The organism is Variovorax sp. GW821-FHT10C12 (genome assembly GCF_059415405.1).
Genome location: NZ_JBWKNE010000001.1, coordinates 2,203,075 through 2,215,274 on the forward strand (window position 1 = coordinate 2,203,075; position 12,200 = coordinate 2,215,274).

The following is a 12,200-nucleotide window of genomic DNA, read 5'->3' on the forward strand; positions in this document are numbered from 1 at the left end:
CTTTTCTTTCCTCGCGTGTGAAGCCTTGAGGAACAGCAACTTCACACCCCTTGCAGGAGAGAGAGAAATCCATGGCCCGTCGCCGACCGTCCCCCCTTGATTCCGACGCCGTTTCGTTGCGTGCGCTGTCGCTCGCCGTGCATGGCGCGTTGTTCGCCATGGCGTGCACTGCCGCCGGGACCGTCGCCGCGCAGACGTCGAGCGCGCCCAACGCACCAGCCGTGCAGGCCGAAGCACGCAAGGCCTACAACATCGCGCCCGGCCCACTCGACGAGGCCCTGTCGAGCTTCGCCGCCTCCGCCGGCGTGAGCATCACGATTCCGCCGGCCCTCGCGCAGGGCAAGCGCTCGCCCGGCCTGCAGGGCCAGCACGCCGTGGGCGAAGGCTTCGCGCGGCTGCTGGCCGGCTCGGGCCTCGAGGCGGCGGGTGGCGCGGGCGGCGCGTATGCGCTGCGCCGCTCGAGCATCGGCGGCCCTGCAGACACCGGCGCCGACGGCAGCACCACGCTCGCACCGGTCACCGTCACGGCCGAGGCCGAACGCAGCGCCACCACCGAAGGCACGCGCTCGTACACGGCGCGCGCGTTGACGCTCGGCAAGGGCGAGCAGGCGCTCAAGGACATTCCCCAATCGGTGAGCGTGATCACGCGCCAGCGCATGGACGACCAGGGCCTCGTCGACCTGCGCGACGCGGTCAACAACGTCACGGGCGTGGTGGGTGTCAAGGGCGTGGGGCCGGGCATGGTCCTCACGTCGCGCGGCTTCCAGATCGACGCCTGGCAGTACGACGGCGTGCCCGTGCCGCGCAACATGTACTCGCTGGGCAACTGGGCCACCGAAGACACGGTGTTCTTCGACCGCGTGGAAGTGCTGCGCGGCGCCTCGGGCCTGCTGCAGGGCACCGGCAGCCCGGGCGGCGCGATCAACCTCGTGCGCAAGCGCGGCCAGCCCGAGAAGACGCTCACGCTCACCGGCAAGGCGGGCTCGTGGGACCACTACGGCGCGCAGCTCGACGCCGGCGGCCCGTTCAATGCCGAAGGCACGCTGCGCGGCCGCGTGGTGGTCGACGAAGACCGCAGCCACTCGTTCACCGACTACGTGTGGCGCAAGACGCGCTCGCTCTACGGCGCCATCGACTACGACATCTCGCCCGACACCACCGTCGGCTTCGGCGTGAGCCACTCGCACGCCAAGGGGCGTCCGATGCTGCGCGGTTTTCCGCGCTACCCGGACGGCACTGACATCGGCCTGCCGCGCTCCGTGTTCACCGGAGCCCTGTGGAACCACAGCGACGTCGAGCAGACCACGGTGTATGTCGACGCCGAGCACCGCTTCAACGACAACTGGAAGCTGAAGTTCTCCGCGCTCGGCATGAACGAGAAGAACAGCGCGCAACACCAGCGCATGCACGGCGACGTGCAAGCCGACGGCAGCGGGCTGAACTTCGCCGACTGGGACACCCGCTTCGATTCGCGCAAGCTCGGCTTCGACGTCTACCTGCGCGGGCGCTTCGACGCGCTGTCGATGCAGCACGACCTGACCATCGGCGCCAACTATTCGAAGTTCGAGTCGACCGACCGGTATGCGCGCCGGTTCAGCGGCGGCGGCAACATCTTCGCCATCGACCACAACCGCCCGGCGCAGAACTACGACACCATCATGGCGGCAGGCGGCGGGAAGAGCCACACGCACTACGACGTGCGGCAAAAGGGCATCTACGGCAGCTGGCGGGCCCAGCTGGCCGAGCCGCTCACGGCCATCGTCGGCGCGCGCCTGAGCTGGTACGACTACCTTTATTCGAGCCAGTCCGCGGGCTTCACGAGCACCGTCTCCACGTCGGGCGAAGTGACGCCCTACGTCGGCCTCGTGTTCGCGCTCAACAAGCAATGGTCGGCCTACGCGAGCTACACCGACGTGTTCGAGCCGCAGACCGAGCGCACCGTCTCGGGCGACGGGCTCAAGCCCATCATCGGCAGCAACTACGAGGTGGGCCTCAAGGGCGAGCTGATGGACGGCCGCCTGAACACTTCGCTGGCCGTGTTCCGCTACGACCACACCAACCGCGCCGTGACCGACCGCGACGGCGGTTTTGCCTGCGACGGCTGGTACTGCTCCAAGTCGTCGGGCAAGGTGCGCAGCCAGGGCTTCGAGGCCGAGGTCAGCGGCGAGGTCGCGCCGCGGCTGCAGCTCACGGCGGGCTACACCTACAACACCACCCGGTTCCTCGAAGACCCGGACAACAAGGGCAAGATCTTCAGCCAGTGGACGCCCAAGCACATGCTGCGCGTGTGGACCAACTACCAGTTGCCCGGCGACTGGAGCCGGCTCAGCGTGGGCGGCGGCTTCAGCATCCAGAGCCACACGCTGGGCTACGACCGCACGTACAAGGTGCCCGGCTTCGCCGTGTGGAGCGCGCGCCTGGCCTACCAGCTGACGCCGGAGGTGGCGCTGGCCGTCAACATCAACAACATCTTCGACAAGCGCTACTACATCCCGGCCTACAGCGAGGCCAACGGGAACAACAACTACGGCGATCCGCGCAATGTGCTGTTCACGGTGAGGTACACGCCGAAGCTGTGAGTTGTGGGGAAGGGGCGCGCAGGTGACGTGGTCCCTTTTTCGTTTTCGATGGCCGGAAATGGGAGGAGCGCTGATTGCCCCCCGGCGACTCGGCATGCGACAGCGCAGCGAACCGTCGCTGCGCTCAGCTGCGGTACGGGCGAACGTGATCCAGTTCAGTTTCGATGACGCCGCGCACGACATCCTTGAACGCCGGCACAAGCCGGGAACCAGGAGCATCGGGCGCAAGCAGGAGCGCAAGGCGCACCGCTATTGCGGGTTTGAACGTTCGCACCTCGAAGTCGAAATTGCGCTGCTCCTCAAGCGCTGCAAGCGGATTGATCACGCTCACGCCCAGACCCGCAGCAACCAGTGAACATACGGAGGTGCCCAAGTCGGACTCCAGCACCGTGCGGGTTCTCACTCCCGCGGCAGCCAACACCTGATCGACGCGCTCCCTGGGGCCGCTGCCCAGTGGGAACGAGATGAAGGCTTCGCCGTCGAGGTCCGATGCCCGGACGAACTTGGCCCGCGCCAGACGGTGGTTGCGGGGGAGCAGCGCAACGCAGTCCATGCTGAACAGTGACTCGACCTGCATGCCAGGTGGATCATCGCCATACAGGATGGCAAGGCCCAGATCGCACAAGCCCGAAGTCACCCAGGTGTTGACGGTGGTGGCTGCTCCTGAGTGAATGGTGACCAGCGTCTCGGGGTGGTTGCGCTTGAAGCCGGCGACCGCGTCACTGAGGATGCCCCCGGCGATTCGCGCCATGGCTGCGACGGCAAGGCGATCGCCACCGAACGTGCGAATGTTTGAAGCCGCGGACTCCAGGCTTTGCAGGCCGGCGAATGTCTTCTCGACTTCCTGGAAGAAGCGCTTCCCGTCCAGCGAAGACACCAGACGGGTGCCACTGCGCTCAAAAAGCGGAAAGCCCGTAATCGCCTCCAGCTGAGAAACGAGACGGCTCACCTGGGGCTGCGACGTGTGAAGCCGTCGTGATGCTTCGGTCATCGAGCCGGTCTGCATGACGACACGAAACGCCTCAATGTGCTTCAAGGTCATTCGGTGACTGCTCATATCAATATTGTATGAGGCACTCCGAGATACGCATTTGCAGTATCAGGCGCCAAAAAGAATACTTGCGTCCATGCCAGACAAGACCACGCAAGTTGTTGACCCGCAGTTGCCGCGCAGCCCGTACCTGGGTGCGCCCATGGTGGATCTGCGCAGCGACACCGTGACACTGCCCACACCTGCGATGTACGACCGCATGCGAACGGCCGCGCTAGGAGACGACGGCCTGGACGGTGACCCTACCGCGCGCGCGCTCGAGGTACTGGTTGCCAAGACGCTGGGCAAGGCGTCCGGTCTGTACGTGCCGACTGCCACGATGGGAAATCTCCTGGCGGTACTGACGCAGGCTGAGCGCCAGTCGCAGGTGGTGCTGGAGGCATCTGCGCACATGCTCGTCTCGGAGCGCGGAGGCCCCTTGTTCGGCGGCGTGACCTACACCGGTATTCCTGGCGTCGCCGGTGCGATGGACCTCGAGCAGCTGACGTTGGCGCTCAAGCCATCCGGCGCGTTGCGCACAGAACTGGTCTGCATGGAAACCACGCACGTCAACGCGGGCGGGGCCGTGCTTCCGCTTGATCACATGGAGGCAGTTTGGAACGCCTCTCGGCGCGCCGGGGTGCGCGTACACCTCGATGGCGCCCGGCTCTTCAATGCAGCTGCGGCGCTGAATGTCGATCCCGCCGCGATCGCATGCCATGCCGACACGGTGTCCATCTGTCTTTCCAAGGGCCTCAGTGCGCCTGCGGGCGCGGTACTCGCTGGGCCGTCTGACACGATCGTCCATGCCAAGCGGTTGCGCAAGATGCTCGGGGGCACACAACGCCAGATTGGCGTGGTTGCTGCAGCAGGCCTGGATGCGGTCGCAACGATGGCCGGCCGGCTGGCCCAGGATCATGCGTTGGCATCGCTTCTGAGTGAAGCATTGCGGGGCGTGTTGCCCGAGTCGGTCGTTGTCAGCACGCCGGCGACGAACATCGTCTTCGTCGACCTGCCCGAGGCCGTCGCAGACAGCGCCGCCTGGGCTGAGGCGCTCGAAAAAAACGGGGTCCTCATCCGGCCGTGGGGCGTGCGGCGGATCCGCCTTGTCACGCACCGTCACATCGACGCGAACGCCGTGAGTACCGCAGCGGCCGGATTCCGGCGTGCCGCGCAATCGCTGTTTGCCTGAACGAGTCCTCGCGAAAACGCACATCCCATCGAACACAGTGATTGCCAAATAGGAGTTTGACCATGCCGTACCTCTGCCGCCGTGAATTCATCGCCTCCACCTTCTTGATGACCACCGCTCTGGTGAGTGGCAAGGCATTGGCCAATGGCTTTCCCAATCGCCCCATTCGCTTGATCGTGCCGTATGGCCCCGGAGGCGGTTCCGATTTTGTCGGGCGCCTGATCGCGCAAAAGCTGACTGAAACGGCCGGATGGAATGTCGTCGTGGACAACAAGGCGGGTGCCGCTGGACTGATCGGCACGGATGCTGTGGCCAAGAGCGCTGCGGATGGATATACGTTGTTCCTTGCCGACGCTGCGCACGCTACGAATGCGGCGGTGCAGCCCAAGCTCTCGTTCGATCCAGTCAGCGATTTCGCGCCGCTGACGCTCGTGGGATCTTCGCCGCAACTGTTGGTGGCGCACCCTTCGCTTCCAGCCAACTCCCTTCGAGAATTGCTGGCGCTCCCGCGTGATCAGGTCCGCCAATTCGGCGTGGGCACACCAGGCCAGGGGTCTGTACCCCACCTGCTGTACGAGACGCTGAAGCTCAAGACCGGGATGGAACTGGTGCATGTGCCCTACAAGGGCGGCAGCCTCGCCTTGACCGATGCCGTCGGTGGACAGATTCCCATGGTGATCAACTCCGTGCCCGCTTGCATGCCGCACATCGAAGCGAAGCGGCTGAAGGTACTTGCCATCGCCAGCGCTGCGCGGCATCCGAAACTGCCCGCCGTGCAGACCTTCTCCGAAAGCGTTCCAGGTGTTGAGGGAAGTGCCTGGTATGGCGTGATGGCACCTTCCAAGGTCCCCGCAGGCTTGCTGCAACAGTTGAACGCAGCCATCGACAAGGTGCTGGATCTGCCTGAAGTCAAAGCCAAGCTGGGAAGCTCTTTCGTAGACCCCATGCCCCGAGGGCCTCAGGAATTTTCCAAGTTCTTGAACGAAGAAATTGCACGCTGGAAATCGGTTGTCAAACAGACGGGGGTCACGATCAGCAGCTGAGGTCGTTTCGCTTTGGCGTCGCCGCCATTCGGACAAGACGAACCGCCCCCACGTCGGTAGTTGCAGTCACTTTGACGAAGCACCTCGAACGGATCAGAACCTGATCCGCACCGAAGCCGCACTGCGATCGGCCTCGCCGTGAAACACGGCCTCGATGTTGTTGCCATCCGGGTCCAGCACGAACGCCGCGTAGTAGCCCGGGTGGTAGGGGCGCTCACCTGGCGGGCCGTTGTCCCGCCCGCCGTGCGCCAACGCGGCCTTGTAGAAGGCATCCACCATGGCCCGGTCTTGCGCCTGGAATGCGATGTGGTGGCGTCCGGTCAGCGCGCCCTGCACTTCCTCGCTGCCGGGCGCCGAGACGAAGAGTTCATCGGCCCAGAAGTTGTGTTCGTCGGAGCCGCCCATCGGGATGTTCAGCACCTCGAAGACGGCACTGTAGAAAGCCTTGCTGGCCGCCAGATCGCGAACGACCAGTCCGATGTGGTCGATCAGGCGGCCGCGATGCAGTTCTTTTTGTGTACTCATGAAGCGCTCCTGTCGGTGGAGGTCGGAGTGGCGGAATCTACCAAAGCCAACCTCGGATATCGAGCGACAGGGTTTGCATCTCAGGGCCGACTCAGCTTCAGCAATTTCTTCCATGCGGCCAGCGACGCACCATGCGATGGCGGGTGCGCCTGCAGCCATGCCTGCGCCGATGCGTGCGGCGGGTAGTGGCTTCGCTGCGCCGGATCGGCACCGGTGGCCACCAGCAACCGCGCGATCTCGAAGTTGCCGCGCTCCACGGCGCGCATCAAGGCGTTGTCCGTCCAGAACCCCGGCGACGGCAGGAAGCTTCCGGTGGCGTGCGGCAACGCGCCAGCAGACAGCGTGGCCTGCGGCACCGCCGCCAAACCCGGCCTCAAGGCAGATGACGCGTCGTCGCAAGGAGGCGGAAGCACATGAACCAGACGAGGCAGCCCCGACGACGTGTGCGGCTGCGGCACCAGTTCGCTGCGCAACGGCGCCGGGGTCTGGTGGTTCACGTCGACGCCCAACGCCAGCAAGGCCCGCACGGCCTCCGCGTTGTTGGCATCCACCGCGGACGCCAACGGCGTCATGCGTCCGCAGGCGACGGTTTCGAAGGCGCGATAGGCGACCAGGGCTTCTTGCGGCTTCTGCTGAAGGATGAGCGTGTAGACCCGCGCCTCGACCGGTGCATCTGCTTCGAGGATCGGCCAGTGCGATTGACCCATGGCCTGATGCAGCAGGCGCGCCGTCTGCAGATGCCCCTGCGCTGACGCTGCGCGCAAACCGCCCTCGGTGGCCGGCAGGCCCTTCGCCAAGAGAAGACGAACGATCCTGGCATCGCCTCCTCTGGCCGCCGCATCGAGCGCGTTGTGCCCATCGGCATCGGTGCCCCGCACCGCATCCGGCGCCATGGCCGCCAAAAGCTGCCGGACGCTTGCCAGGCTGCCCTTCTCCGCCGCCACTGCCAGCGCCGACGCGCCCTGCGCATCGCGCACATCCGGCCGCGCGCCGGCGGCCAGCAGCAGCCGCACGCGGGCCGGGTCGTGCGCATGCTCGATCAGCGGCGGGTTCGAACTCGCGGCGTTGGGGTCGGCGCCGGCGGCCAGCAGCGCCTGGATGGCCCAGGTCGTGGGCGCGAAGAACAACGGAAGGCTACCGTTGCGATCGGGCGTGTCGGGGTTCGCGCCCGCTTTCAGCAGCAGCGACAGGGTCTGGCGGTGGTCGATGGCGTGCGTGTCGCTGATGCCGCCGGAGCCCGCGAACTTGGCTGCGCGCAGCAGCGCCGTCTCGCCGTCGTTGGCGTTGCGGTAGTTCACATCGGCATGGCGGCGCAGCAGGAACTTCACCATCTGCGCGTTGCCTTGCTGCGCAGCCTTCATCAGCGGCGAGTCGCCGAGATTGAAACCGTAGCCCTGCACATCGTTGACACCGAAACCCTGCGCGAGAAACGCTTCGACCTCGCGCAGGCGACCGCGCTCCACGGCATCGAAGAACGCGATCTGTGCTTGTGCGGACGTCGTGTCGCGCGCGGGTTCGGCGTCGGCCGGGTGTGCGGGCATGTGGAGCATGAAAGCTGATGCGAGGGTGATGCACCAACGAAGGGACGGGTTTCGTGGGAACACTGGGGTCAGGCCTCGCTGGCCTGTCGATCGATGTCCGCCACCAGGCCTTGCAGCCACAGGCGGTGATCGCTGAAGGTGCCCAGTCGCTCCTCGGCCGCTTCCCTCGCGGCCAGGTGCTGATCCAGATACCGGAACCCGACCCGGTGTGCGGCCTCGTGCAGAACGCCCTCGGGCACATCGTTTTCATACAGCGCGTCGAACCGGGTCGCCCAGAGCCCTTGCTCGGTCAACGCGATCCGCTCGAACGCGCGAGGGTCTTCCACGCTGAACTCGACGAACTCCAGGCCATCCGGATGCGCGCGCAGGCCCGTCACCCGGCTGCTGCGATCCCACAGCGGAACCCATGGCGGCCCGTCGGGTGCGCGGGCACCGTGGTACGCGAGGAACGGCGGCCCCAGGCAGACCGTGCGGAACACTTCGTGGAGGCACTCGCCCATCGCCAGCTGCACCAAGGGCGCGGACGCCCCGAGCCGCTGCAGCGTCGCCACCCGCAAAGTCTCTGCAACCACCGTCATCCTGCATCCTCCTTGATGTGCTTTCGGCCGATGTTAGCCATGCCCGCGCTGCCCGACCGCTCTTGTATTCTTGCCTCCACGCCGCGCCGCATTCATTGACCGACTGCGCGGCCACTTCAAGCCATGACTCCCTCTCACACCGACTTCTTCACCGACAAAGGCTATGTGCGGTTAGAAGGCTTCCATCCGCACAAGCAGATCGCGGGCCTGCGGCAGAAACTGCGCGATGAGATCAAGCGCCTGAAAGCCTTGTCCGGTGGAAAGAGCCTGCCCGGCGCACTGCAAAAACTCCCCGTCTTCCAGCAGATCGGCAAGCTGTCCGCGCTCGTCAAGGTGCCCGGCGTGCATGAAGCGCTGGTGACGCCGGCGCTGATCGACTGCGTCACCCGCTTGGCCGGCCGCGCCCCGACCGCCATCCAGGACACGCAGCTGCTGCTGTCCCCGCCCCTTCAAGGCGCCTCGACCCTCACAGGTTTGAACTGGCATGTCGACGTCTCGACCCGACCGCAAGATCCGCTGCCGGGAATCCAGGCCTTCTTCCTGATCGACGACGTGGCGCCCGGCGGCGGCGCGACGCTGGCGTTGGCCGGCTCGCATCGCGTCGGCACGCCGGGGCGGGTTGCGGCCTCCGAGCTGCGGCAGCTTCTGAAGACGACCGGTGACCTGGCGCAAAGCCTTCGCCCGCTGGGCATCGGCCTCGTCGAGATGTCAGGGCGCGCGGGCGATGTCTTCCTGATGGACCTGCGCCTCTTGCACACGCCCTCCGTCAACGCGACGAAGAACGTGCGGATGATGGCGACCACGCGCTGCTTCCTGAACACCTGAGGCGAGCGCGCGAAGAGGCCTCGCATCACCGAACAGGGTACCCACCGCACTGGCATCGCACCCGCCGCAGGCGTAAGCTGACCACCGCCCGGCCAGCCAAGGCCATGCCGCCTGGCGGCACCCGCTGCGCCGCACTGTGCGAAAGGACCCACCATGCTGTCCGACTCGTCTGTCACGACCATGCTTCCGGTGAAGGACATGGACCGCGCGCGTGCTTTCTACGAAGGCTGCCTGGGCTTGAAGGCCGGTGGCTTGCGGCCCGACGGCAAGTTCGTCTACACGGTGGGCGGCAGCACGCTGGCGCTGTTCCCCAAACCCGAGGGCACCAAGGCCGACCACACGGCGATCAGCTTCCAGGTGCCGGACATCGCCGCCAGCATCGACAAGCTCAAGCGCGCCGGCGTGGTGTTCGAGGACTACGACTTTCCCGACCTGAAGACGGTCGACCATGTCTGCGTGCTCGGTTCGGAAAAGGCGGCCTGGTTCAAGGACACGGAAGGCAACTTCCTGTGCATCCACGAGGACCTGGCGCCCGCGTAGCTAGGTCGCCGTGAAAGGCGCATCCGGCTACTTAGTCCCACGCAGGCAGCTGCTGCAAGGCATCGGTGGGACGATCCAGGATGTCGACGCCAGCAAAGGCGGTCCCACCCGGCAAGAGCCGGGCGTCGCAAATGACTTCCCAGCCGTGGTTTTCGGTGCGCCGGGCCAGGCACACCTCCTCGCCGGCCGCAAGCAGCCTGACGCATTCGCCGACGCTGATGCGCTGCGCCGTGCCAAGAGAAAACTCCGTCGAACCGAACTCCTTCTCCACGACCGGGTGAATGGCGACGAGGTCCACCTTTGCGTCCTTGAAGTGAACCGCGGTAATTGCGTGCTGGGCCATCTTCGACCTCCATTCGTGCAGAGAGAGCCTCGACAGGCCCACGCTTCGACTGTACGCCCGCAGCGGCAAGTTCCCCGTCGTCGTGGCGAAAAGCCGATGCCGGCGAAGGGGGCGGCCGGCGCGTCAGCAGACGCTACAAGCTGCGAGCGATCTGCTCGCGCAGCCACCGATGCCCCGGGTCGCGATGCCGGCGCTCGTGCCACAGCATCGCCATCTCGTAGCCCGGCACGTCGAGCGGCGCTTCCACCACGCGCAGCCCCGGCGCGCCGCGCGCCAGGCGCTCGGGCAGCATGGCCACCATGTCGGTGCTGGCGAGCACGGACATCATGAACAGGAAGTGCGGCACCGACAGCGCCACGCGCCGCGTGAGGCCCTGCGCCGCCAGCGCCTCGTCGGTCGGCCCGGCAAAGCCGCCGCCGCTGGGCGACACCACCACATGCTCCAGCACGCAGAACTGCGCGAGCGTGGGACGGCGCTTCAGGCGCGGGTGCCCTGCCCGTCCGGCCAGCACGTAGCGCTCGTGGAACAGCACGCGCCGGTGCAGGCCGGGTGGCGCACCCACGCTGGTGTGGAAGAACAGGTCGATCTCCGCCTGCTCGAGCTGGCGCGCCATGCGCATCGGCACGGCCTCGACCACGGCCAGCCGGGTGTTGGGCGCGGCCGAGCGCAGGCCGGCCAGCGCGGGCAGCAGGATGGCCGACTCGGCGTAGTCGGCCGCGGCCACGCGCCAGGTGGTGGTCGCCCGGGCCGGGTCGAAGGGCTGGCTGGGCGCCACCGCGCGGCCCAGCGAGGCGAGCGCTTCACGCAGTGGCTCGCGCAGTTCGTCGGCGCGCGCGGTGGGCCGCATGCCGCGCTGCGCGGGCACGAGCAGCGGGTCGTCGAAGAGCTCGCGCAGCTTGGCGAGCTGCACGCTCACCGAGGGCTGCGAGAGGTTCAGGCGCTCGGCCGCGCGGGTCACGTTGCGCTCGGCCAGCAGGGTGTCTAGCGTGACCAGCAGGTTGAGGTCGATGCGGCTGAAATTGTTCATGGCGATACCTGGCATTCAAACTATTCATTTCCAATATAGCTTGGCAATCCCTAACCTGAGGGCATCTTCACTCGAACCCTTTGACACCGTGAACATCCTGCTGGTCCTTGCCCATCCCGAAGCCGCCTCCTCGCTGAACGGCTCGCTCCATCGCTTCATGGTCGAACGCCTCACGAGCGCGGGCCATTCCGTGCGCGTGTCCGACCTGTACGCGATGCGCTGGAAGCCCGCGCTCGACGCCGACGACTTTCCCGCGCGCGACACCGCCGCGCCCTTCGACCCCGTGCTCGACTCGCTGCGCGCCTTCGAGGGCGGCACGCAGACCGCCGACATCGCCGCCGAGCAGGAGAAGCTGCTGTGGGCCGACGCGGTGATCCTGCAATTCCCGCTGTGGTGGTACTCGATGCCCGCCATCCTCAAGGGCTGGATCGAGCGCATCTACGCCTACGGCTTTGCCTACGGCGTGGGCGAACATTCCGATACACACTGGGGCGACCGCTTCGGCGAAGGCACGCTGGCCGGCAAGCGCGCGATGCTGGTGGTGACGACCGGCGGCTGGGCCTCGCACTACGCCCCGCGCGGCATCAACGGGCCGATGGACGAGCTGCTGTTTCCCATTCACCACGGCATCCTCTACTACCCCGGCTTCGACGTGCTGCCACCCTTCGTGGTGCACCGCACGGGCAAGGTCGACGCCGCCGCCTATGCGCGCATCACCGGCGAGCTGGGCGAGCGGCTCGACACGCTGTGGACCACCGACCCGATTGCGTTCCGCCCGCAGAACGGCGGCGACTACGAAATTCCGGCGCTCACGCTGCGCGAACACATCGCGCCGGGCCGCGCGGGCTTTGGGGTACACCGCAAAAACAGCGAATCTGAAACTTTGGTTTTCGAGACCGGCCGCCTTTAACCACGCCGGGAACAGGTGGATTCGCGGGAGACTTCAAATCGTCGCGACAACGCAGCAAGATGCGCAT

At 66.4% G+C, this 12,200-nt stretch carries 12 protein-coding genes; 6 read left to right on the forward strand and 6 right to left on the reverse strand.

Annotated elements, in window-relative coordinates; genetic code table 11:
- Window positions 1-71: 71 nt before the first annotated feature.
- Window positions 72-2,579 carry a TonB-dependent siderophore receptor gene (locus AC07OH_RS10530; RefSeq protein ID WP_495300566.1) on the forward strand — a complete coding sequence of 836 codons (2,508 nt, stop codon included), beginning with the start codon at window positions 72-74 and terminating at the stop codon, window positions 2,577-2,579.
- A 124-nt stretch (window positions 2,580-2,703) separates the two neighbouring features.
- On the opposite strand, the gene AC07OH_RS10535 is transcribed toward AC07OH_RS10530, so the two are convergent.
- Entirely contained in the window at window positions 2,704-3,621 is a 918-nt protein-coding gene (locus AC07OH_RS10535; protein WP_495300567.1) for a LysR substrate-binding domain-containing protein, read from the reverse strand.
- An 85-nt stretch (window positions 3,622-3,706) separates the two neighbouring features.
- On the opposite strand from AC07OH_RS10535, the gene AC07OH_RS10540 reads away from it, so the two are divergent.
- Together AC07OH_RS10540 and AC07OH_RS10545 are read left to right on the forward strand one after the other, a co-directional pair.
- Window positions 3,707-4,801: a threonine aldolase family protein gene (locus AC07OH_RS10540; RefSeq protein WP_495300568.1), complete on the forward strand. Its 1,095-nt coding sequence runs from the start codon at window positions 3,707-3,709 to the stop codon at window positions 4,799-4,801.
- Window positions 4,802-4,863: 62 nt separating this feature from the next.
- Window positions 4,864-5,844: a tripartite tricarboxylate transporter substrate binding protein gene (locus AC07OH_RS10545; protein WP_495300569.1), complete on the forward strand. Its 981-nt coding sequence runs from the start codon at window positions 4,864-4,866 to the stop codon at window positions 5,842-5,844.
- Between the two features lie 93 nt (window positions 5,845-5,937).
- Here AC07OH_RS10545 and AC07OH_RS10550 read toward each other — a convergent pair whose 3' ends face one another.
- From AC07OH_RS10550 to AC07OH_RS10560, 3 genes are all read right to left on the reverse strand, one after another.
- A complete protein-coding gene (locus AC07OH_RS10550) occupies window positions 5,938-6,369 on the reverse strand; it encodes a VOC family protein (RefSeq protein WP_495300570.1) in 432 nt (143 codons plus the stop codon).
- 80 nt (window positions 6,370-6,449) lie between these two features.
- The gene (locus AC07OH_RS10555; RefSeq protein WP_495300571.1) at window positions 6,450-7,919 is read right to left on the reverse strand and encodes an ankyrin repeat domain-containing protein; all 1,470 of its coding nucleotides are present in this window, start codon (window positions 7,917-7,919) and stop codon (window positions 6,450-6,452) included.
- Window positions 7,920-7,978: 59 nt separating this feature from the next.
- Window positions 7,979-8,488, reverse strand: a complete 510-nt coding sequence (locus tag AC07OH_RS10560) for a hypothetical protein (RefSeq protein ID WP_495300572.1) — start codon at window positions 8,486-8,488, stop codon at window positions 7,979-7,981.
- Window positions 8,489-8,611: 123 nt separating this feature from the next.
- Between AC07OH_RS10560 and AC07OH_RS10565 the strand changes: the two genes are divergently transcribed.
- The gene (locus AC07OH_RS10565) at window positions 8,612-9,313 is read left to right on the forward strand and encodes a phytanoyl-CoA dioxygenase family protein (protein ID WP_495300573.1); all 702 of its coding nucleotides are present in this window, start codon (window positions 8,612-8,614) and stop codon (window positions 9,311-9,313) included.
- A 153-nt stretch (window positions 9,314-9,466) separates the two neighbouring features.
- Window positions 9,467-9,853 (forward strand): VOC family protein, encoded by a 387-nt coding sequence (locus AC07OH_RS10570; RefSeq protein WP_095745770.1) that lies wholly within the window; start codon window positions 9,467-9,469, stop codon window positions 9,851-9,853.
- Between the two features lie 31 nt (window positions 9,854-9,884).
- Here the strand turns inward: AC07OH_RS10570 and AC07OH_RS10575 are convergent, their stop codons facing one another.
- Window positions 9,885-10,196 (reverse strand): hypothetical protein, encoded by a 312-nt coding sequence (locus AC07OH_RS10575; RefSeq protein ID WP_495300574.1) that lies wholly within the window; start codon window positions 10,194-10,196, stop codon window positions 9,885-9,887.
- Window positions 10,197-10,329: 133 nt separating this feature from the next.
- Window positions 10,330-11,223 (reverse strand): LysR family transcriptional regulator, encoded by an 894-nt coding sequence (locus tag AC07OH_RS10580; RefSeq protein WP_495300575.1) that lies wholly within the window; start codon window positions 11,221-11,223, stop codon window positions 10,330-10,332.
- An 88-nt stretch (window positions 11,224-11,311) separates the two neighbouring features.
- On the opposite strand from AC07OH_RS10580, the gene AC07OH_RS10585 reads away from it, so the two are divergent.
- Window positions 11,312-12,133, forward strand: a complete 822-nt coding sequence (locus AC07OH_RS10585) for an NAD(P)H-dependent oxidoreductase (protein WP_495300576.1) — start codon at window positions 11,312-11,314, stop codon at window positions 12,131-12,133.
- Window positions 12,134-12,200 lie beyond the last annotated feature (67 nt).